At 69.7% G+C, this 20754-nt stretch carries 17 protein-coding genes and 1 pseudogene; 12 read left to right on the forward strand and 6 right to left on the reverse strand.

Features of this window, described 5'->3' with window-relative positions; all coding sequences use genetic code 11:
* Window positions 1-355: 355 nt before the first annotated feature.
* The 6 genes from AB8A24_RS06355 to AB8A24_RS06380 all read left to right on the forward strand — a co-directional run bounded on the left by AB8A24_RS06355 (window position 356) and on the right by AB8A24_RS06380 (window position 7386).
* Entirely contained in the window at window positions 356-1819 is a 1464-nt protein-coding gene (locus tag AB8A24_RS06355; protein ID WP_369475077.1) for a protein kinase, read from the forward strand.
* 307 nt (window positions 1820-2126) lie between these two features.
* Window positions 2127-3236, forward strand: a complete 1110-nt coding sequence (locus AB8A24_RS06360; protein WP_369475078.1) for a heparin lyase I family protein — start codon at window positions 2127-2129, stop codon at window positions 3234-3236.
* 98 nt (window positions 3237-3334) lie between these two features.
* Window positions 3335-4384 (forward strand): galactose-1-phosphate uridylyltransferase, encoded by a 1050-nt coding sequence (gene galT, locus AB8A24_RS06365; protein ID WP_369475079.1) that lies wholly within the window; start codon window positions 3335-3337, stop codon window positions 4382-4384.
* Entirely contained in the window at window positions 4381-5340 is a 960-nt protein-coding gene (galE, locus tag AB8A24_RS06370; protein WP_328964975.1) for a UDP-glucose 4-epimerase GalE, read from the forward strand. The genes galT and galE overlap by 4 nt, the downstream gene beginning before the upstream one ends.
* Window positions 5337-6470 (forward strand): galactokinase, encoded by a 1134-nt coding sequence (galK, locus tag AB8A24_RS06375; protein WP_328964976.1) that lies wholly within the window; start codon window positions 5337-5339, stop codon window positions 6468-6470. Before galE ends, galK begins: the two co-directional genes overlap by 4 nt.
* 109 nt (window positions 6471-6579) lie before the next feature.
* Window positions 6580-7386: a DeoR/GlpR family DNA-binding transcription regulator gene (locus tag AB8A24_RS06380; protein WP_328964977.1), complete on the forward strand. Its 807-nt coding sequence runs from the start codon at window positions 6580-6582 to the stop codon at window positions 7384-7386.
* A gap of 63 nt (window positions 7387-7449) precedes the next feature.
* Here the strand turns inward: AB8A24_RS06380 and AB8A24_RS06385 are convergent, their stop codons facing one another.
* A complete protein-coding gene (locus tag AB8A24_RS06385) occupies window positions 7450-7650 on the reverse strand; it encodes a hypothetical protein (RefSeq protein WP_369475080.1) in 201 nt (66 codons plus the stop codon).
* A 430-nt stretch (window positions 7651-8080) separates the two neighbouring features.
* On the opposite strand from AB8A24_RS06385, the gene AB8A24_RS06390 reads away from it, so the two are divergent.
* A complete protein-coding gene (locus AB8A24_RS06390) occupies window positions 8081-9439 on the forward strand; it encodes a DUF4157 domain-containing protein (RefSeq protein ID WP_328964981.1) in 1359 nt (452 codons plus the stop codon).
* Window positions 9440-9591: 152 nt separating this feature from the next.
* The gene (locus AB8A24_RS06395; protein WP_369475082.1) at window positions 9592-11343 is read left to right on the forward strand and encodes a beta-galactosidase; all 1752 of its coding nucleotides are present in this window, start codon (window positions 9592-9594) and stop codon (window positions 11341-11343) included.
* 80 nt (window positions 11344-11423) lie between these two features.
* Here AB8A24_RS06395 and AB8A24_RS06400 read toward each other — a convergent pair whose 3' ends face one another.
* Window positions 11424-12878, reverse strand: coding sequence for an RICIN domain-containing protein (locus AB8A24_RS06400; RefSeq protein WP_328964983.1), 1455 nt, complete (start codon window positions 12876-12878; stop codon window positions 11424-11426).
* Between the two features lie 499 nt (window positions 12879-13377).
* Between AB8A24_RS06400 and AB8A24_RS06405 the strand changes: the two genes are divergently transcribed.
* The 4 genes from AB8A24_RS06405 (at window position 13378) to AB8A24_RS06420 (ending at window position 17921) form a co-directional block, all read left to right on the forward strand.
* A complete protein-coding gene (locus tag AB8A24_RS06405) occupies window positions 13378-14298 on the forward strand; it encodes a sugar ABC transporter permease (RefSeq protein WP_328964984.1) in 921 nt (306 codons plus the stop codon).
* Window positions 14299-14302: 4 nt separating this feature from the next.
* A complete protein-coding gene (locus AB8A24_RS06410; RefSeq protein ID WP_369475084.1) occupies window positions 14303-15307 on the forward strand; it encodes a carbohydrate ABC transporter permease in 1005 nt (334 codons plus the stop codon).
* Between the two features lie 68 nt (window positions 15308-15375).
* The gene (locus AB8A24_RS06415; protein WP_328964986.1) at window positions 15376-16707 is read left to right on the forward strand and encodes a sugar ABC transporter substrate-binding protein; all 1332 of its coding nucleotides are present in this window, start codon (window positions 15376-15378) and stop codon (window positions 16705-16707) included.
* A 224-nt stretch (window positions 16708-16931) separates the two neighbouring features.
* Window positions 16932-17921: an aldo/keto reductase gene (locus AB8A24_RS06420; RefSeq protein ID WP_369475087.1), complete on the forward strand. Its 990-nt coding sequence runs from the start codon at window positions 16932-16934 to the stop codon at window positions 17919-17921.
* Between the two features lie 136 nt (window positions 17922-18057).
* On the opposite strand, the pseudogene AB8A24_RS06425 reads toward AB8A24_RS06420, so the two are convergent.
* From AB8A24_RS06425 to AB8A24_RS06440, 4 genes and pseudogenes are all read right to left on the reverse strand, one after another.
* A pseudogene (locus AB8A24_RS06425) lies at window positions 18058-18216 on the reverse strand (flavoprotein); the annotation flags it as partial.
* Window positions 18217-18393: 177 nt separating this feature from the next.
* Window positions 18394-18594: a DUF5988 family protein gene (locus tag AB8A24_RS06430; RefSeq protein ID WP_266607184.1), complete on the reverse strand. Its 201-nt coding sequence runs from the start codon at window positions 18592-18594 to the stop codon at window positions 18394-18396.
* Between the two features lie 173 nt (window positions 18595-18767).
* Window positions 18768-19718, reverse strand: a complete 951-nt coding sequence (locus tag AB8A24_RS06435) for a 1-phosphofructokinase family hexose kinase (RefSeq protein ID WP_328964988.1) — start codon at window positions 19716-19718, stop codon at window positions 18768-18770.
* Window positions 19719-20254: 536 nt separating this feature from the next.
* Window positions 20255-20731, reverse strand: a complete 477-nt coding sequence (locus AB8A24_RS06440; RefSeq protein ID WP_328964990.1) for a cupin domain-containing protein — start codon at window positions 20729-20731, stop codon at window positions 20255-20257.
* Window positions 20732-20754 lie beyond the last annotated feature (23 nt).

Genomic DNA, 20754 nt, shown 5'->3' on the forward strand with positions numbered 1-20754 from the left:
GTGGACCTCGTACCCGTAGCGCCGCAGGGGAGCGATGTGGCCTCGCGTGCCCATCGTCCGCCTTCACCCGTACTGATCCGGCGCCATGCGCGCCGGCGCCCAGAAAACGTCGTTCCGAGCCAAAGTGGCATTTCTGCACTCTTGTGACGGGGGTGTCGCACGTTTGACCATGTACCAGGCGGCTGTCAAGTAATCGCGGCGGGCGAGAAGCAAGACTGAAATGCGTGACGCTGCACGCCACTTGGAGCGCCGAGCGGCGGTGCAATGTATTCGTCGACACCTCTTGGCTGCATATACCGCGTGGCGTTATGGTCCGCCGTACGGTCGAGCGACAGGAAAGCGGGGAACGGCGACAGTGTCGGAACAAGGGCGGCTCGTGGCCGGCCGCTACCGGTTGGTGCAGCGAGTCGGCCGCGGCGGCATGGGCACCGTCTGGCGTGCCGAGGACGAGCTCCTCGGACGGCAGGTGGCGGTGAAGGTGCTCCACGTTCCCCCGCACGTGCCGGACGATACGTTCCGCATGCTCCACGAACGCACGCGCCGCGAGGCGCGCAGCGCGGCCCGGATCGCCCACCCCCATGTGATCGTGGTGCATGACGTGGTCGAGGACGAGGGCCTGCCGTGCATCGTGATGGAGTACGTTCCCTCGATCACCCTGGAGGACGCACTGGAGCAGCGGGGTGCGCTCCCGACGGCCGAGGCCGCCCGGATCGGCCTGGCCGTCGTCGAGGCGCTGCGTGCGGCCCACGACATGGGCGTGTGGCACCGCGACGTCAAACCGGCCAACATCCTGCTGGGGCAGGACGGCCGGATCGTCCTCACCGACTTCGGTATCGCCGCCGTGAGCGGCACCGAGACGCTCACCAGGACCGGCGAACTGGTCGGCTCCCTCGCTTACCTCGCTCCGGAACGCTTGCGAGGTGGTGACGCCGGGGCCGCCGGTGACCTCTGGTCCCTCGGCATCACGCTGTACCGGGCCGTCGAGGGTCGTCATCCCTTCGACCGGGAAGCGCCGATCGAGACGGCGTACGCCGTCGTCAGCGACCCGCACACGCCGCCGGCCGACGGGAGCATCCTCGCGTCCCTGATCGACGGGCTGCTCGTGAAGGAGCCGGAGCAGCGGACCGGTCTGACCGAGGCGGAGCGACTCCTGCGCCGCGCGGCGAAGGGTGGGTCCGCCGGTCACGGCACGTCGTCCAACCCGCTCCACCGGGCCGCCCGCCCCGGCCGCCGCGTACGCGGGGGCCTCCTGTGGTCCGGCGCGGCGGCCTTGGCCGCGGCGGGTGCCGTGACCGCGGCACTGCTCTGGCCCGGCGCGCTCTTCGGCGACGGGTCCGCACACCGTTCGGGCGGTCGTGGAAGCACGGCAGCGCCGTCGCCCCCCGACGGCTACCGCCTGCAGGACGGTGGCGGGGTCACCTTGCCGGTGCCCACCGGCTGGAGCCGCGACGAGCTGGCGGGAGGAGAAATCGCCTTCGTCGATCCGTCGGGCCTCCTCGGGCTGCGCGTCAAGGCCGACGCCTTCGCGGGCGCGGACGCGCTGGAGCACTGGCGTACGACGGAGGAGGAGCAGACGCGCCGTGACAACCCTGGCTACGAGCGCGTGCGGATGACGGCGAGCACCGTCCACGGCAGGCCGGCGGGGTACTGGGAGTTCACCTTCAACGGCAAGGTGCGCAAGTTCCGTGCGGTCGAGGTGGCCTTCGCCGACAACGCCGGTACGCAGTACGTCGTCTACTTCTCGGCGCCGGATGCGGAGTGGGATCAGCACCGACCCGTCTTCGACACGGCCGTCGAGGGGCTACGTCTGCCGACTTGATCCCACAACCAAGCCTGCAGTCACATGGTTGCGGGTTCGTCCGCCTCCCTGCCCCGTAGGGTCGCGACAGCTTCGGCCGGCGGGCGAGCGCCTGGGAGCGCCGTACCGGAAGGCCGACCCCGCGCACCGACTGTGCGCGTGAAGGCCCCGAGCCCGTCCTGCCGTATCGGTCTCTGTCGACCGGTTCACCACGGTCCCCGGCGGTCTCCGGCACGGGCCTGTCGGCTTCGCCGCGCCGTTCCTTCCCTTCCCGCCGCCGACCGTCGGTCGGAATCGTCATCACCCTCTCCTGCAAGGACACATGCCCATGCCCCTCGCCATACCGCCGTCACCCGCCGGTCGGCCGGTCCGCCTCGTCACCGCCTGCACCAGCGCCCTGCTGGTCGCCGGTCTTGCCGCCGCCTCCCCGGCAGCCGCCGCCGACTCGGTGTCGTACGACTTCGAGTCCCCCTCCCAGAAGTTGCCGTTCATGGCGATCAACGGCTTCGGCCGTGTCCTCGTAGGACCCGCGCCGGGAGGGAAGTCGGGGCAGGCCGCGCGAGTGAACATCCCCAACGACGGACGTTCGTTCAAGTCCGAACTGGTCATCAAGGGTCTGGACGCGGGCAGTCATCGCTTCGGCTTCGCCAACTACCTGCCCGGTGACTGGCAGGAGCGGGACCTCGACACCATCGTCGCCCAGTGGTTCAGCACACAGGACGACGGCGAGGGCATCAAACCCGTCGTCGCCCTCTCGGTCCACGGTGGCGACTGGCAGCTGAAGGTCCACTGGATGAGCAACGGTGAGATACAGGAGACCGTCATCCCGCTCGGCGCCGCGCGTCCGGGTCATTGGAACCGATGGACCTTCGACATCACGTGGTCCTCCGCGGGCAAGCCCGGATCGATCGCCGTCACACGGGACGGCGTCACCATCGGCTCGCACCAGGGCGCCAACAACTACCATCGCGGCGAACCGCCCCACTTCAGGATCGGCGCCTACCGCCCCAACTGGCGTCCGGAGAAGGGGCCGTCGAAGCGGGTCGGAGCATCGGAAGCGGTCCTCTTCCTCGACGACATCGCCGTCACCAGCACGGCCGCCGACTCCCGACCGGACGTCCGTGCGACCGCACCCGGTGGTGCCGCCTCCCGTTCGGCGTCCCCGGCGCCTTCGACCGGTGCGACCCCCACGGGATCGCCCTCCACCTCCTCGTCCGCCCGGGCCGGCGAGGCGCCGGTCGGCGGTGACACCGCTGTCGGGGCGACAGCGGTGGAGGCGCGTACCGACGCAGCCGCACACGGGAGCGCCGGCTGGATCGGCGTCGTCGGGGGCGTCGTGGGCAGCGCCGTGGCCCTGGCAGGAGGCGCTTTGGTCCTGCTACGGCGGCGCACCGCGAAGGGCTCGCCCGGCAGCGCACACCGCCGGACGCGCACCTGACACGTCCAAACGTTGACTTTAGTTGTTTTCTGTTTACTCTTGTCGACGTATGGCTCGCGACAGCGCCGTACCGTACTCCGAGAGACGGGCACGTTTCCGTGAAGAGAACCTCGACGAAGCTCGCGGACGGCCGCGAGCTGATCTACTTCGACCTCGACGAGAGCGCCGAGCGCGACACGGTCGACCGGCGTGCGCCGGAGCCCGTCGACAGTCATCCGGAGCTGCGCCTGGATCTGGCGACCGGAGACTGGGTCACGATCGCCTCGCACCGCCAGGGACGCGTCCATCATCCGCCGACCGACGCGTGTCCCCTGTGCCCCTCGGGGAACGGGCGCCACAGCGAGATACCGGCGGCGGACTACGAGGTGGCCGTGTTCGAGAACCGCTTCCCCTCGCTGGCGGGGCGCTTCGGACGCTGCGAAGTCGTGTGCTTCACCCCCGAGCACGGTGCGAGCTTCGCCGACCTGACCGAGGACCGCGCCCGGCTCGTACTCGACGCCTGGACGGACCGCACCGAGCGGCTGTCGTCCTTCGCCGGCATCGAGCAGGTGTACTGCTTCGAGAACCGCGGCGCGGAGATCGGCGTGACGCTCGCGCACCCGCACGGGCAGATCTACGCCTTTCCCTTCGTCCCGCCGCGGACCGCCAAGATGATCGCCGTCGCCGGCACACACCGGGCCGTCACCGGCGGGAACCTCTTCGAGGACCTGCTGTCCGAGGCTCGGGCCGCCACGTCGCGCGTGGTCCTGGCGGGGGAGCACTGGACGGCGTTCGTCCCCTATGCCGCCCGCTGGCCGTACGAGGTGCACCTCTACCCCCATCGCCGTGTCCGTGACCTCACCCACCTCACGGAGGCCGAACGCGCCGAGTTCCCGGAGATGTACCTGGAGCTGCTGCGCAGGTTCGACCGGCTGTTCCGTCAAGAGGGGGAGCCCGCGCAGATGGCCCCCACCCCCTACATCTCCGCCTGGCACCAGGCGCCGAAGACCGGCGGCCAGGAACTGGCGCTGCACCTGGAGCTGTTCACCGTGCGCAGGTCGGCAAGCAAGCTCAAGTTCCTCGCCGGGGTCGAATCGGGCATGGACTCCTTCGTCAACGACGTGGCCCCGGAGGCCGCTGCCGCACGACTGCGAGAGGTCGCGTCATGAGCCGGTACCTCGTGACCGGGGGAGCCGGCTACATCGGCAGCGTGGTCGTGGCCCACCTCCTCGAAGCCGGCCACCGTGTGACGGTGCTCGACGACCTGTCGACCGGCGTACCCCAAGCCGTCCCGTCGGGCGCCGAGTTCGTCCGGGGCGGTCTCGCGCACGCCGCTGCCCTCCTGTCCGCCGACTACGCTGCGGTCCTGCACTTCGCCGCCTCCTCGCAGGTGGCCGAGTCCGTACGGGATCCGGACAAGTACTGGCGCAACAACGTGACCGGTTCGCTGGAGCTGATGGCCGCCATGCGGCACGCGGAGGTGGGCACCCTGGTGTTCTCCTCCACCGCCGCGGTCTATGGCGAACCCGAACAGCTGCCGATCACCGAAGACGCCCGCACCGCGCCCACCAGCCCTTACGGCGCGACCAAACTGGCTGTCGACCACCTGATCACCGGCGAGGCCGCCGCGCACGGGTCGGCCGCCGTGTCCTTGCGGTACTTCAATGTCGCGGGCGCCCACGCGGGCCATGGCGAACGCCACGAACCCGAGTCGCACCTCATCCCGCTCGTCCTCCAGGTGGCTCTGGGCCGGCGCCCGCACATCGACGTCCACGGCGACGACTACCCCACGCGCGACGGCACCTGCATACGCGACTACATCCACGTCGCCGACCTCGCCGAGGCCCACCTCCTGGCTCTGGAGGCAGCCCGTCCCGGAGAGCACCTGATATGCAATCTGGGCAACGGCGAGGGCTTCACGGTCCGGGAGGTGATCGACTCGGTCCGGCGGGTCACGGGGCGCCCGATCCCGGAGGTCGTCCGCCCCCGCCGTCCCGGCGACCCCGCGGTACTGGTCGCGTCCGCGGACCGCGCGCGCGAGCGCCTCGGCTGGCGGCCCCGCCGCACCGACCTGGACTCCATCGTGGCCGACGCCTGGGCCTTCGCACGTGAGGTGACCGCATGAAAGAGGCCTTCCGGCGCATCTACGGCGCCTACCCGGAGGGGGTCTGGGCAGCGCCCGGCCGGGTCAATCTGATCGGCGAGCACACCGACTACAACGACGGCTTCGCGCTACCCATCGCCATCCCCCAGCACACCCTGGTCGCGGCACGGCGGCGACAGGACGGCCGGTTGCGGCTGCACAGCGCCCAGGGGGACGGCCCGGTCATCGACCTCCACGTCGACCGACTCACCCCCGGCGCCGTCACCACATGGGGCGCCTACCCCGCCGGCGTCGTCTGGGCGCTGCGCGAGGCCGGGCACCGGCTCGGGGGCGCCGACCTCCACGTCGACAGCACGGTACCCGCCGGCGCGGGCCTTTCGTCCTCCGCCGCGCTCGAGTGCGCGGTCGCCTTCGCCTACAACGACCTCTACCGGCTGAACCTGAGCGCACCCGCCCTCGCTCTGATCGGCCAGCGTGCGGAGAACGGCTTCGCCGGTGTGCCATGCGGAGCCATGGACCAGTTGGCCTCCGCCTGTTGCACGGCCGGGGCGGCCCTGCATCTGGACATCCGCGCCGGCGGCCACGAGCAGGTCCCGTTCGCCCCGGAGACCCAGGGGATGAGCCTGCTGGTCGTCGACACCCGCGTCAAGCACGACCTCGGGGACGGCGCGTACGCGGCCCTGCGGGCCGGGTGCGAGCAGGCCGCACGTCTGCTCGGGTTGGCGGCACTGCGCGATCTCACTCCCGCGGACCTGCCGCGGGCGGCCGGAGTGCTGCCCGCCCACCTGGTGCCCTTGGTCCGGCACGTGGTGACGGAGAACGCACGGGTCACCGAGGCCGTCACGCACCTTCGGGCCGGTCATCTGGCGAAGTTGGGGCCGATCCTCACGGACGGCCACGCGTCGCTGCGTGACGACTTCCGGATCTCCTGCGCGGAGAGCGACCTCGTGGTGGCCACGGCCCTGGCGCACGGAGCGCTCGGAGCGCGCATGACCGGTGGCGGTTTCGGCGGGTCCGTCATCGTGCTGGCGGAGGAGGGCCGGGTGGAGGCCCTCGGAGCCGCTGTCACCACCGCGTTCCGTGCGGCGGGGTACCAGGCTCCGCACCTGTTCCCGGTCTCCCCGGCCGCCGGCGCCCGGCGCATTGCGTGAGAACACGGTGAGGCCGAAGCCCTGCGACGTAGACTGTTCGTTCGTGAGGGATGCCGTGTGACTTTGGCGGCGTACACGGACGGTGCGCAGAGGAACGGGGAACGAGATCGTGACCGAGTCAGCACGCCTCGCACCGCAGCGGCGGGCTCTCATCCTGGACATCGTGCGCCGCGAGGGTGCCGTGCGGGTGGCCGATCTCGTGGAGCAGCTGGGCGTCTCCGACATGACCATTCGCCGCGACCTCGACGTTCTCGCCCGCACCGGTTCGCTGTCGAAGGTGCACGGGGGCGCCATCAGCGCCTCCGTCACCACGGGGGACGAGCCACCGTTCGAAACGAAAGCCGGTCTGGAGTCGCGGGCCAAGTCGGCGGTGGCCGAGGCGGCCTCCGCTCTCGTGAAACCGGGCAGCGTCGTGGCCATCTCCGGCGGAACGACCTCTTACGCGGTAGCGGCCCGGCTCCGGGACGTCGCGGGTCTGACGGTGGTGACCAACTCCCTGCCGGTCGCCCAACTGCTGCGGCCCACCGGGGCCGAGTCCGGCCCCACGGGTCCCACGCTGCTCCTGACCGGCGGCACTCCCACCAAGTCGGCCTCGCTCGTCGGACCTCTCGCCGACCAGGCGATCCGCTCCCTCCAGGTGGACCTGCTCATCATCGGCGCCCATGGCGTGTCCGAACGCGCCGGCGCGACGACTCCGAACCTCGCGGAAGCCCAGACCAACCGCGCGCTGATCGACTGCGCCACTCAGGTGGCCGTGGTCGCGGACCACACCAAATGGGGCGTCGTCGGTCTCAGCCGGTTCATCGCCCTCTCGGAGATCGACTATTTCGTCTCCGACGACGGCCTCGACCCCGAGGCGTGCTCCGTCCTGAGGGATTCGGTGGGACAGCTGCTCCTGGGCACCACCCAGCCCTGAAGGTCGCCAGAGGGTTCGTCTCCCACGAGCGACCCGTTCGCCTCACCGCATACGGACAGAGGCTCAGGCGGGATCGAGGGCCTGGATCTCGTCGAGGTGGTTCTCGACCCAGTTCCGTAGCACGAACCCCGCCAGCACATCGGTCTCGAACTGCTCCAGCTCCTCCGCCGTGGCCGGTGGCCGGACATCGCGTAGGTCTCGTACGGCAGCCAGCGCCACCCCGAGCCTCCTCACCTTCATCCCGATCGTGAACTGATCGGGCACAGTGAGAACGCTTCAGGAATCCCGAAGTTACGTCAGTCCGTGAGCCGCTTTCAGAGAGAGGATGAACCTCCTGGCCACGGGGTTGCGGGCTCCGGAAAGCTCAGAGCCACCCACGGGATGTCGCACACACCCCATGACACTGCTCATCAGCAGCGTCATCCAGGGGCCCGCGAAGCCCAGCGGCTTGATCGATCCGAAGGTGGTGGCCACCACCTTCGCCCTCGGCCCGCCGGCCATAAGGCTACCGAACCCACCTGTACCGGGGGTTCAGGAACAGGCATTAAGACTGCCCTCACGGCCGGTCGAGTCTGCCCTCGGGTACCTGGCGTCCGCGGGGTCGCCCGGTGTACCCAGGACAAGGACGTACGCGAGACGTACGCAGGACACAGGCATCACGTACGGCTCCGATTCTCCGACGAAGGAAGCGCCAGTGCAGGACCACGCGAAGGTCAGGTCGAACGCCACCGAGGACGCCCGGTCGACGGTCCGCAGGCCGGTCACCGCACCACCCGCACAGGCCTCCGGGCTCCTCGGGCTGCAGGCGAGTGTGGGGAACGCGGTGGTCGTCCAGCGTCTGAAGCAGCAGCCGCACCGGCACGGTGCGGGGTGCGGCCACGAGGCGGAGGAGGCGCCGGTCCAGCGCTCGGCCGTCCACGACGTGGTGCGGGCCGGCGGCAGGCCGCTGGACGGCAGCACACGCGCGGACATGGAGAGCCGGCTGGGCGCCGACTTCTCCGACGTCCGCATCCACGACGACAGCGCGGCGAAGGCGTCGGCGGCCGAGGTGGGCGCTCGGGCGTACACCAGTGGGAACCACGTGGTGATCGGGGAGGGCGGCGCCGACAAGCTCACGCTCGCCCACGAACTCACCCACGTGATCCAGCAGCGCCAGGGCCCCGTGGCGGGAACGGACAACGGAGCGGGCCTGCGGGTCTCCGACCCCTCCGACCGCTTCGAGCGGGAGGCGGAGAGCAACGCGCGCCGCGCCATGAGCGGGGCGGCGCCGAGGACCGAGCAGCACGCACAGGAGGCGGGCCGGGCCGACCAGGGGGCGGCCCAGGAGTCGGTCCAGCGCTGGGCGGCACAGGCCGGCCCGAACCAGCAGCACATGACGGTCTCGGCGAACGGCGTCTTCGCCGTCCCGAGCGACGACGCCACGTCGATCTGGATCCGCGTCAGCGGGCCCGCGGGGTCCTACTCCCCGGCCCTGCGCCCGACGAGCACGGCGCAGCAGGCCCTTTTCGGCGGCACGGAGCTGTACCAGGAGCACGAGCTGGCGCGGAACATCCTGGACGACTGCCTCCACACGGCGGAGGAGATCATGCACAACGCCGTCGGAGAGCTGGCCGACGGCGCGAACAGCAACGTCCGTACGAGCGCCGGGCTCAAGGCCTTCGGCATGTCGGACGAGCAGAACCGCGACCGCGCAGGCGACTTCCAGGGGGCGACGGACCGCGACGCCGGCCCGGTGGTGGGACAGTCCTACCTGATGCTCGCCATGAACCCCGGGGAGCAGATCATGTCGCAGTACCACGCCGCAGCGGTGGTGGGCATGGACGGCCAGGACACGGTGACGATGGAGGCCTTCGCCGGAAGCGGCCAGACGTCCGCGAACCCGATGACGTACACGATCGGCACGGTGGCCTCCTTCCACGACTACTGGACGGGCGCGTACTACACCCCGAACTACCCGGGGGTCACCATGAAGACAGTGGTCCTCGTCAAGCGCGGCAAGGGCCGCCGGGTGACGGCGGGCTCAGAACAGCCGGCCAACCCGAACGTCGCCTAGGTCAGGAGACCGCCCGAACCCGCCCGCGGGACCATGCACATGAGTGAAAGGCCCGCAGATGGGCTTGCCATGTCCTGGATGTTTACGCAAACATTCACGGCGACAGTACCGCGCGCCATCCGCGCATCCCTGCTCAGTCGAGGAGCACGCGCATGCCCCTTCTCCAGATCGAAGACGACGGATTCCGGCTCGACGGCGATCCCTTCCGCATCCTCTCGGGCGGACTGCACTATTTCCGCGTCCATCCCGACCTCTGGGCCGACCGGTTGCACAAGGCCCGTCTCATGGGGCTCAACACGGTGGAGACGTACGTGCCGTGGAACCTCCACCAGCCGCGGCCCGACGAGTTCCGCATGGACGGCGGCCTCGACCTGCCCCGGTTCCTCGATCTCGCCGCCGCCGAGGGGCTGCACGTACTCCTGCGGCCCGGCCCCTACATCTGCGCCGAATGGGAGGGCGGCGGCCTGCCCTCATGGCTCCTGGCCGACCCGTCCATGCGGCTGCGCAGCCGCGACCCGCGGTTCCTCGCCGCGGTCGACGACTACTTCGGCCGGCTCCTGCCCCCGCTGCACGACCGCCTCGCCCCCCGGGGCGGGCCGGTCCTGGCCGTGCAGGTGGAGAACGAGTACGGCGCGTTCGGAGACGACACCGCCTACCTGGAGCACCTCGCCGACTCCCTGCACCGTCACGGCGTCGACGTCCCGCTCTTCACCTGTGACCAGCCGGCCGACCTGGAACGGGGGGCCCTGCCCGGAGTGCTCGCCACCGCCAACTTCGGCAGCCGGTCCGCCGAGCACCTCGCCACCCTGCGTACCGCCCGCCCGTCCGGGCCGCTGCTGTCCACGGAGTTCTGGATCGGCTGGTTCGACCGGTGGGGCGGAAACCACATCGTCCGGGGCGCGGAGCAGGCGTCCCAGGAGCTCGACGAGTTGCTCGCGACGGGGGCCTCCGTGAACTTCTACATGTTCCACGGCGGCACGAACTTCGGCTTCATGAACGGCGCCAACGACAAGCACACCTACCGGCCGACCGTGACCTCCTACGACTACGACGCGCCCCTCGACGAGGCCGGCGACCCGACCGAGAAGTTCGCCGCCTTCCGTGAGGTCATCGGCAAATACGCCCCGGTCCCGGCAGAGGTGCCGCCCCCACGTGCTGCGAAGTTCGGCCTGGAGGCGGTGGAACTGACCGAGAGCATCGCTCTGCTGGACGCCGCGCCGGCCCTCGGGGACGCCGTAGCCTCGCTCCGTCCGCTGACGATGGAGGAACTCGGACAGGACTACGGCTTCGTGCTGTACGAGACGGAGCTGCCGGACGCCGGGCCCGCCCTGCTCGAACTGGAGCAGGTGCGCGACCGGGCCCAGGTCTTCGTCGGCGGCCAGCCCGTGGGGGTGCTGGAGAGGGAGCGCCACGAGAACTCCCTCACCTTCGCGGTCCCGTGGCCGGGCACAGTCCTGACGGTCCTCGTCGAGAACCAGGGCCGTGTGAACTACGGCCAAGGCATCCACGACCGCAAGGGGCTGCTCGGCAGCGTTCTGCTGAACGGGTCCCCGCTCGACGGATGGACCAGCCGTCCGATGCCGCTCACCGCGCCGGAGGACCTTCCGTTCGGCACCGCGTCGGCCGCGCCGACCGGGCCGGCCTTCTACCGTGGCACCTTCGACGCGGACCGGCCTGCCGACACCTTCCTCCACCTCGACGGCTGGACGAAGGGCAGTGTCTGGGTCAACGGCTTCGCTCTCGGCCGGTACTGGTCCCGCGGCCCCCAGCGCTCGCTGTACGTACCCGGCCCGGTGCTGCGTGCGGGTGCGAACGAAGTCGTCGTACTCGAACTGCACGCACCCGGCCGGGAACGAAAGGTGGCCTTCCGGGACGCGCCCGACCTCGGCCCCGTCGAGGACTGACCGCCCCGACGCCGTGCGGGGCCGTGCCCCATGCCGTGGGTACGCACGGCCCCACCGGTGCCGGGGCGCAGGCGGCCGGGTCAGACGGCCGAGCGCCTCCAGTTCTGGTTCTCGCCGCCGTTGCACGTCCACTGGATGAGTCGTGCGCCGTCGGCCCAGGAGTGGTTCGCGACGTCGACACACTTGCCGCTGTGCTGGGCGACGAGCCGCACGCCGGTCGGGCCTGCCTGGGCCGTCTTCCACTTCTGTCCGGGCGCGTCGCCGCAGGTGGTCTGTACGACGGCGGCACCGTCATCGGGGGACGCGTCCCGGACCGCGAGACACTTCCCGCTGTGGCGGAGCATGATCCGTACCGTGCCGTCTCCCGTGCCCTGGAACCACACCTGCTGGTTGACGCTGCCCGCCGCGCAGGCCCACTGGATCAGCGCTGCGCCCTCGGCGACCGACCAGTCGGCGGCGTCGGCGCACTTGCCGCTGTGCACGGCGGTCAGGGTGTTCCAGTCCCCGGTGCCCCGCACGGTTCCGTTTTCCGTGGAGATGATGATCTGGGGGTAGTAGTCCATGGACAGGGTGGTCCTGGTCGGGAATTTCAACGGGAGCCAGATGTACTGCGAGTCGTTGACCGTGCCGCCCATCGAGTTGCCCCAGCGGTCGCCCATGTACATGTGGGTGGTGACACCGGACGTGCCCTCGACGGGCAGCACGAAGGCGGTCTGGGAGCCGTAGGTCCTGCCGTCGCCCAGGTCCCGCAGCGAGCTCCAGGTGCCGGTGATGCTGTCCGCCGTGCCGTACTTCTGCTGGTTGGGGGACCAGCCGGTGGCACCGGACGTCACCAGGAAGTAGACGCCGTCGCGCTTGAACAGGGCCGGAGCCTCGCGCGACTGGCCGGCCCACAACTTCTGCACGCGCGTCTCGATGCCGGTGTAGTCGGCGGTGAGCCGGTAGATGTGCAGGTCCGCGTTCTCATTGGCGGCGGAGACCATGTAGCCGGTGCCGTCGGTGTCCACGAAGGTGGTGATGTCCCGGGACATGTGTCCCAGCGGCCGGAAGCTTCCGCGCCAGGCGTAGTCGCCGTCGACCGTGGAGGAGACGGCCACCGCGGCGCGGGCCTCGCTGTAGTCGGTGGCGCTGCCCTCCTTGTGCATCCACATGACGAACTGTCCGGTGGCGCGGTTGTACATCACCTTCGGGCGTTCGATGTTGGCGGTGGCCAGCTCCGGGTGGCCGGCCTGGGACAGGACGTGGCCGCGGAACTCCCAGGTCTTGAGGTCGGTCGAGCGGTAGGCGGAGACGTACCGGAAGCTGTTGTCGGGGTTCCGGTCCTCACCGAACCAGTAGTAGTACTCGTCCACCTTGATGACCCCTCCGCCATGGGCGTGGACGGGCCGGCCGGAGGGATCGGTGAACTGCGTCGCGTTGATGACGGTGACGGGGGAGGGGGAGGCCGCGGCGGTGCCGAGACCGCCGAGGAAAGTCGCGAGGAGGGCTGCCACGACGGCGAACAGGGCGGCAAGGTAAGGGGGGTGACGTCGCATGGATACCTCTGGTCGGCTGGCGGGCGGGTGAGAGGTGTGCGGGGGCGGGTGCGCCCACGGCTCCGGGCCCGGCGGTGACGCCGGCCCCGGTGAACTCGGTGTTTCGCCTCTGTAATGTTTACGTAAACACACGGGCTGGCTGCGAGTCTGGGAGCCGCATCGGGGTGTGTCAAGCAGTCGGGCGTGAATCGTCACAACCGGCCCGGGTGGCGAACCTCCGCCCAACTCCACTTGTGGTCCGTCGGGTTGGGTGCGGCGCCTACGGTCGACTGCTGCTGAGAACACCTCGCCGAGACGGGCATCGCCATCGGGTGGCTCGTTTTTCGGCCGGCGGGTGCAAGGTGCTTGACGCTCTCCACCGGGAGTGCCACGATCGCCGGACCGATGGTTACGTAAACATTTCTCATCAGGTCCTGCCCCATGAGGTCGATTCCGGCCCGGAGGCCAGTCATCTCTTCCTCCGTCGCGGACCTGTAGGTCACTGACACAAGGACCCACCATGTCGCTCCTGCCGGCACCGGCAAAAGCCGTCCCCCCATCCCGTTCCCGTCCACGCGCACGTCGGAACGCCCTCGTCGGCTGGGGGTTCGCCGGACCGTTCGCAGCGGTGTTCGCCCTCGTCTTCCTGGCTCCCATCGGGTACGCGTTCTATCTCAGCCTGATGCGCGACCGGCTCATCGGCGGTACCTCCTTCGTCGGCGCGGACAACTATCTCCAAGCGTTGACCGATGCGCGCTTCTGGGAGGGTTCGGCCCGGGTGGGGCTGTTCCTGCTCGTCCAGGTACCGGTCATGCTGGGGATCGCGTTGCTCGTCGCGCTCGCCATCGACAGCGGCCGGTTGTACGGCAAGGCCTTCTTCAGGGTGGCCGTCTTCCTGCCCTATGCCGTACCGGCCGTGGTGGCCAGTCTGATGTGGGGGTTCATCTACGGCACCCGGTTCGGCCTGGTGGGCAACCTGAACGACGCGTTCGGCCTGGCGCTCCCGGATCCGCTCTCGCCCTCACTGGTGCTCGCCTCCATCGGCAACGTCGTGACCTGGGAGTTCGTCGGCTACAACACCTTGATCTTCTATGCCGCGCTGAAGGTCGTTCCGCGCTCCCTCTACGAGGCGGCGGCCATCGACGGCGCCGGGGAATGGCGCATCGTCACCGCGATCAAACTGCCGGCCATCCGCGGCGCAGTGGTCATCGCGACGATCTTCTCGATCATCGGCAGTTTCCAACTGTTCAACGAGCCGAACATCATGCAGAACCTCGCCCCCAACGCGATCACGACCGACTACACCCCCAACCTCTACACGTACTCGCTGGCCTTCTCCGGGCAGCAGCACAACTACGCGGCCACCATCGCCATCGTGATGGGCGTTTTCACCGCGGTCATCGCCTACGCGGTCCAGCTCCGCGGCATGCGGAAGGGCTGAGCACATGATCACGGACCCCACCGGTGTCTCCTCGGACACGAGGGAGCGCACCGTCCCCTCCGACGCGGAATCGAGTGGCGCCACCGCCGGGTCGCTCGGGCCCCCCGTCGCCCGACCGCCCCGCGCGGCGCCGCGGCCTCGCCGCCGACGGCCCCACACCCCGCTCGACCCCAGGCCCAGCATTCCGCTGACCCTGGTGACCGGGCTGGTCCTCGTCTACACCCTGCTGCCTCTCGTGTGGCTGGTCATCAACGCGACCAAGGACCAGGAGGACCTCCTCGACTCCTTCGGCCTGTGGCTCGGCAAGGACGTCCAGCTCTGGGACAACATCTCCCGCACGCTGACCTATGACGACGGCGCCTTCGTCCGGTGGACACTGAACACCCTGCTGTACGTCGCCGCCGGCGCGGGCGGTGCGACGCTGCTCGCCGTCCTCGGCGGATACGCGCTGGCCGTGTACGAGTTCCCGGGCCGCCGAGCCGTCTTCGCCGTCGTCATCGGGGCCGTGGCCGTCCCCGGCACGGCCCTCGCCGTCCCCACGTTCCTGTTGTTCAGCGGCATGGGCCTGGCCAACACGCCCTGGGCAGTGATCATCCCCTCCCTGGTCTCCCCCTTCGGGCTCTACCTGATGTGGGTGTTCACCGCGGAAGCGGTCCCTGCCGAACTACTCGAAGCCGCCCGCATCGACGGCGCCGGTGAGCTGCGCATCTTCTTCGGGATCGCCCTGCCGCTGCTGATGCCGGGAACCGTGACGGTGCTGCTCTTCTCCATGGTCGCGACCTGGAACAACTACTTCCTGCCGCTGATCATGATCAAGGATCCGGACTGGTACCCGCTCACCCTCGGTCTCAACGCGTGGAGCGCCCAGGCCAGGACCGCGGGCGGCGAGCCCGTCTTCGACCTCATCATCACCGGATCGCTGCTCACCATCGCGCCGATCGTCGTCGTCTTCCTCCTGCTCCAGCGCTACTGGCAGTCCGGCCTGGCCGCCGGCAGCGTCAAGGAGTGACGCGTCCGGCTCCACGCGCGGCCCCTCCCGACCCACTTCATCCGCACACCGAATCAGGAGCACCACCGATGAGAACGAACAGCCGCCGCCGGATCATCGCCGCCGTCGCCGCGACGTGCGCCCTGACCCTCGGAGCCACCGCCTGCGGCTCGCCGGACCCGGGGGCCGACAGTGCCGCCAAGGACGTGGCGTCAGCACTCGAGGCCGGAGGCAAGGTGACGGTGTGGGCGTGGGAGCCCACGCTGAAGAAGGTGGCCGCCGACTTCGAGAAGAAGTATCCGAAGGTGGACATCGAGCTCGTCAACGCGGGCACGAACAACAAGCAGTACACCGCGCTCCAGAACGCCATCGCCGCGGGCTCGGGAGCCCCGGACGTGGCCCAGGTCGAGTACTACGCGGTCGGTCAGTTCGCCATCGGCAAATCCCTGGAGGAGCTCTCCCCCTACGGCGCTTCCGCCCACGACCAGGCCTTCACCACCGGCCCTTGGAGCGGGGTCAAGTACGGCAAGGGGATCTACGCCCTGCCCATGGACTCGGGACCCATGGCGCTGTTCTACAACAAGAAGGTCTTCGACCGGCACGGCATCGCCGTCCCCACCACCTGGGACGAGTACGTCGAAGCGGCCCGCGCCCTGCACAAGGCGGATCCGAAGCTCTACATCACGAACGACACCGGGGACGCCGGCGCCACGACCAGCCTGATCTGGCAGGCCGGCGGACGCCCGTACAAGGTGGACGGCACCGAGATCGGCATCGACTTCGGGGACACCGGAACGGCGCAATACACGGGTACCTGGCAGAAACTGATCGATGAGCGACTGCTCGCACCGGTCACCTCCTGGAGCGACGAGTGGTACAAGGGCCTGTCGGACGGCAGCATCGCCACCCTTTCCGTAGGCGCCTGGATGCCCGCCAACTTCGTCACGGGCGCCCCCGCCGCCTCGGGGGACTGGCGCGTGGCACCCCTCCCGCAGTGGACCAAGGGTGCCAAGGCCGGTGCGGAGAACGGGGGTAGCTCTCTCGCCGTGCCGAAGGCGTCGAAGAACAAGGCGCTGGCCTACGCCTTCATCGAGTACGCGACCACGGGCGCCGGCGCCACGGCCCGCGTCTCCGAGGGCGCCTTCCCCGCCACGCGGGCCGACCTGGAATCGCAGGCCTTCCTGGACACCCCGTTCCCCTACTTCGGGGGGCAGCAGGCCAACCGGATCCTGGCCGACGCGGCCCGTGACGTCGGCGCGGGCTGGTCGTACCTGCCGTACCAGGTGTACGCGAACTCGGTCTTCAACGACACCGTCGGCAAGGCGTACGTCTCTTCGACGACCCTGCCCCAGGGGCTGGAGGCCTGGCGGGCCACAAGTGCCAAGTACGGCAGGGATCAAGGGTTCACCGTCGCCGAATAGCGAGTGCCGGATGAGGCCATGAGCCGACTGCCCGTCCCCGTCGGGCCGGAGCGCAGCAGATGGCGCACCGTTACGTCTTGTTGCCGCGGGCCCAGACTTCTACTGGCCGTGCCCGGACAGCCCCGGCGGTGTGCCCTGCGCCGCCGGAGTTCAGACGTGGCATGGAATGTTGGAATGTGTTGAATCGGTTTCGACTCTGAGTGGAATCGGGCAGGATATGCGACATGAACTACCATGCTGCGCAGGACCGCTACGCCTCCATGACCTACCGCCGGGCCGGACACAGTGGCGTGCAATTGCCTGTCGTCTCGCTGGGCCTCTGGCACAACTTCGGTGACGCCCAACCGCTGGAAGCCCAGCGGGCGGTGCTGCGTCGGGCCTTCGACCGCGGTGTCACGCACTTCGACCTTGCGAACAACTACGGCCCGCCGTACGGGAGGGCGGAGCGCAACTTCGGCCGTCTCTTCGCGCAGGACTTCCGTCCGTACCGTGACGAGTTGTTCATCGCCTCCAAGGCTGGCTACGACATGTGGCCCGGTCCGTACGGGGACGGTGGCGGCCGCAAGTACCTGCTGGCGAGCCTGGACCAGTCACTGCGGCGGATGGGTCTGGAGTACGTGGATGTGTTCTATTCGCACCGTTACGACCCCGAGACCCCACTCGAGGAGACCATGGGGGCGCTGAACACGGCGGTGCGCTCCGGCAGGGCGCTGTATGCCGGCATCTCCAACTACCCGCCCGAGCAGCATCGCGGGGCGGTGGCGATCCTGCGGGAGCTGGGCACGCCGGTACTGCTGAACCAGGCGCGCTACTCGATCCTCGACCGCACCCCGGAGGACGGACTGCTGGACGCGGTGGGCGACACCCGGACCGGCCTGATCGCCTACTCGCCGCTCGCACAGGGCCTTCTGACGAGTCGCTACCTCGCCGGCGAGGTGCCCGCCGGGTCGCGGATGTCTGTCGGGCACTTCCTCAAGGAGGAGGCACTGACCGGCACCAAGCTGGAGCGGCTGCGGACACTGGGCAAGCTGGCGGAGCGACGCGGACAGGGCCTGGCGCAATTGGCGATCTCGTGGGTGCTGCGCGACCCCCGGGTGGTGTCGGTGATCATCGGCGCGAGCGGCGTGGATCAACTGGACCAGAACCTGGACGCGCTGCGCGGGGGCTCACTGTCCGAGGAGGATCTGGCGGAGATCGATGCGCTGAGTCGCTGAAGGATCCACGTGGCCGGACGCATTCTTGAACCTCTGCACCAACTTGACGGCGCGTCTACGGCGTGAGCCCCGGGCGCTCCGCGATGGACTTCGCAGCGCCGCCGAGGGCGAGGAGGACTGAGGCTCCAGCGAGGTCGGCCAGGTCGGCCGGGTCGGCGAGCGTGGTGAAGGCGGAGGCGCCGGAGTCGATGACGGCGGCGCGCTTGCCGGTGTACCGGGCGCGGACGGCGGGGGCATTCAGGTGGGGGACGCGGCACGAGATCCGGTCGGCCGCGGAGCGCTCGCCGAGGGCGGGCGGCCGTCACCGTACTCGGTCATGTCGAGGCCGTACGCCATACCGCTGGCTCCCACACGGCGTGCGGACCGGAGGGCCAGGAGGCCGAGGCCGGCGATCCCGCACGCCATGCGGTGTCGGCTCGCGCATCTCGGCCGCCGGGGTCGGGTACCGGCAGAGCGTCCTTGACCGTCCGTTTCATTCGGCGATCTCTGTCCGTTCCCACCACTCGTAGACCGCCAGCTGTCCTTCCGAGCTGTCCTGGTGCCGCGACGTGATCTTGAAATGCTCGTACCCGCCGCGGTGTGGAATCTTCAGGTCCTGTCCGGGGTCGGAGATCGGAACGATCCGCTCGGGCAGATCGTCCGGGCCGCCCTCGAGCACTGCCTTGGTCGCCATGCTTCCAGTCTTCCCAATCGGGGGCTCGCTCGCATCACGAGGTCGGCATCGGCGTTGCTCAGCACCACCGGCAGCGCCCGGCCCCGACGGGGTGACGGGGGCAGGGTCGGCTTGTGGGCACGGGGTACGCAATGTGGTTGAGGGGTCGACCGAACGGCAGGGGGTGGGCAGGGTCAAACGCCCCGGCGTCGAGCATCGGTCCGGAACCTGGTCCTCACCTGGGAGCGGAGGGATCGGGCCACGTCCAGGTCGAAGGGCTCGGTGCTGGGGGTGAGCATCGCTGCGGCGGCTGCGGCCACCCCCAACGCGGAGGCGCCGACGGGATCCTCTCCGGCGGCCAGCTGTGTGATGAGGGCGGCGACCATGCTGTCTCCCGCCCCTGCGTCGCTCAGGGGCTCGCCGGGCAGCGGCGGCGCGTAGAGCTCGGTGTGGCCGTGGCCGGTCGAGCACAGCGCGCCCAGTTCTCCGAGGGTGGTGAGGGCGATCTCGGCGGCCCCTGTGGTGAGCAGGTGCTCGTTGAGGGCCCGGGCGTCGTCGAAGTCGCGGACCGGCCGTCCGGCCAGGCTCTCGGCCTCGGTGCGGTTGCACCTGAGCAGGAACACGCCCTCCGCGAGTGCTCCGCGAAGCGCCGGACCGGAGGTGTCCAGGACCAGTCGGGATCCGGCTTCCCTGACGCGGCGGGAGACGGCCGCGTAGAAGTCGTCGGGCAAGCCACGGGGCAGGCTGCCACTGGCCACGACGTACGGGCAACCGCCAACGGCCTGCACCAGCGCATCCAGGGATCGCCGCCCCTCGTGGTCGTGCAGGTGCGGGCCGGGTGGCACGATGTGGTAGCCGTGGCGCGATTCGGCCTCGAACAGCACGAGTGCTTCGCGGGTGTCGTCGTCGATGTCGATGGCGACGTGGTCGATGCCCTCTTCGTCCAGCAGCCGGTTCAAGCGCAGCCCGACCTCGCCTCCGGCGGTGTGGACGGCGGTGGCTCGTCCTCCGAGCCGCACGACATGACGGGCGACGTTGATCCCTCCACCCCCGGCGGCCACCGACCTGACCCGGGCGCGGTTCTTGCCGATCTCCTCCAGGTGCCCGACCTCCCAGCAGAGATCGACCGCAGGATTCATCGTCAAGGTGAGGATCGACGGCTCGGCCGCACGCTCCGATCCTCCTGCACCGTCGGTACTCCTGGCTGCGGCGGGTTCCGGCGTCGCGGCCGTCCTCATCGCGGTACCCAGACGGGCGCGCCGACCCTTTCCCGGCGCACCGTCCGCTGGGCATGGCCCCGCTCACTGCAGCTTGAGGAGATCGGGGCCTGTTCCCACGCGCTGCGGTCGATCCCGTTCCCGATCCCGGCCGCTGTCAGGAAGAGCTTCGGCTCCTGACCACGGTGGCGACCGTTCAACGCGTGGGGCCTGGCAATGCCCGCTACCCGCATCGGCCGGAGCGGCGTGTGCCGCGCCCGTGGCGCGCCGAAGAACGGGTGCGTGCGGCCGAAGAACGCGTCCGGCCCCACCGGGCCACCGGTCCGGTGCCGCGCGGGAAGCGTCATCGCACTCACCTCCGTGGACAGCGACACGTCCGACCCGACTTCCATACTGAAACAGCCTGACGTCACCTGCATGCCGGCCCACGGCTGGGTTCTACTTTCGCGATACGCCCTCCCTGGTCAGGCGTGCTCGTCCGATGGCTGCTGGTCAGGCTGGGCCGACCAGCTCGCCGGCTCGTCGCCGCCCGAGTCCTCGTCGCGCTCCGCGTCGGCGGCTGTCGCATGGATCTTGCCCGACGCGTGGTGGACCGGTGCGTATACGGCGTAGAGCCGGAGGGTCTCGTCCCCGATGTTGGTGACGTTGTGCCAAGTACCGGCGGGTACGAAGATGGCCCAACCATCCTCGACCTCCTGGTCGAAGTCGAGTCGATCCTTCGCGCGGCCCATCTGGACGCGGCCCCGGCCTGCGTCGAGTCGTAGGAATTGGTCAGTCTCCGGGTGCGCTTCCAAGCCGATGTCCTCACCCACCGGGATCGACATGAGGGTCAGCTGCAGGTACTTCCCGGACCAGGCGACGGTGCGGTAGTTCGTGTTCTCGAGCGTCGCCTTCTCCAGGTCGAAGCTCTGAGGCTCCGGCCCGATGTCCTTGATGGCCATACTTCTCTCCCGGGTTCAACGAA

Origin of the sequence: Streptomyces sp. BF23-19 (assembly GCF_041106355.1) — a bacterium.
Taxonomy (GTDB): domain Bacteria; phylum Actinomycetota; class Actinomycetes; order Streptomycetales; family Streptomycetaceae; genus Streptomyces; species Streptomyces virginiae_A.

Bases quoted from the DNA above. Each gene is read 5' to 3' on its own strand.
- galK (WP_328964976.1), top strand. From the start codon at position 5,337: ATGAAAGAGGCCTTCCGGCGCATCTACGGCGCCTACCCGGAGGGGGTC.
- AB8A24_RS06395 (WP_369475082.1), top strand. From the start codon at position 9,592: ATGCCCCTTCTCCAGATCGAAGACGACGGATTCCGGCTCGACGGCGAT.
- galE (WP_328964975.1), top strand. From the start codon at position 4,381: ATGAGCCGGTACCTCGTGACCGGGGGAGCCGGCTACATCGGCAGCGTG.
- AB8A24_RS06430 (WP_266607184.1), bottom strand. From the start codon at position 18,594: ATGGCGACCAAGGCAGTGCTCGAGGGCGGCCCGGACGATCTGCCCGAG.
- AB8A24_RS06415 (WP_328964986.1), top strand. From the start codon at position 15,376: ATGAGAACGAACAGCCGCCGCCGGATCATCGCCGCCGTCGCCGCGACG.
- AB8A24_RS06405 (WP_328964984.1), top strand. From the start codon at position 13,378: ATGTCGCTCCTGCCGGCACCGGCAAAAGCCGTCCCCCCATCCCGTTCC.
- AB8A24_RS06400 (WP_328964983.1), bottom strand. From the start codon at position 12,878: ATGCGACGTCACCCCCCTTACCTTGCCGCCCTGTTCGCCGTCGTGGCA.
- AB8A24_RS06440 (WP_328964990.1), bottom strand. From the start codon at position 20,731: ATGGCCATCAAGGACATCGGGCCGGAGCCTCAGAGCTTCGACCTGGAG.
- AB8A24_RS06410 (WP_369475084.1), top strand. From the start codon at position 14,303: ATGATCACGGACCCCACCGGTGTCTCCTCGGACACGAGGGAGCGCACC.
- AB8A24_RS06420 (WP_369475087.1), top strand. From the start codon at position 16,932: ATGAACTACCATGCTGCGCAGGACCGCTACGCCTCCATGACCTACCGC.
- AB8A24_RS06360 (WP_369475078.1), top strand. From the start codon at position 2,127: ATGCCCCTCGCCATACCGCCGTCACCCGCCGGTCGGCCGGTCCGCCTC.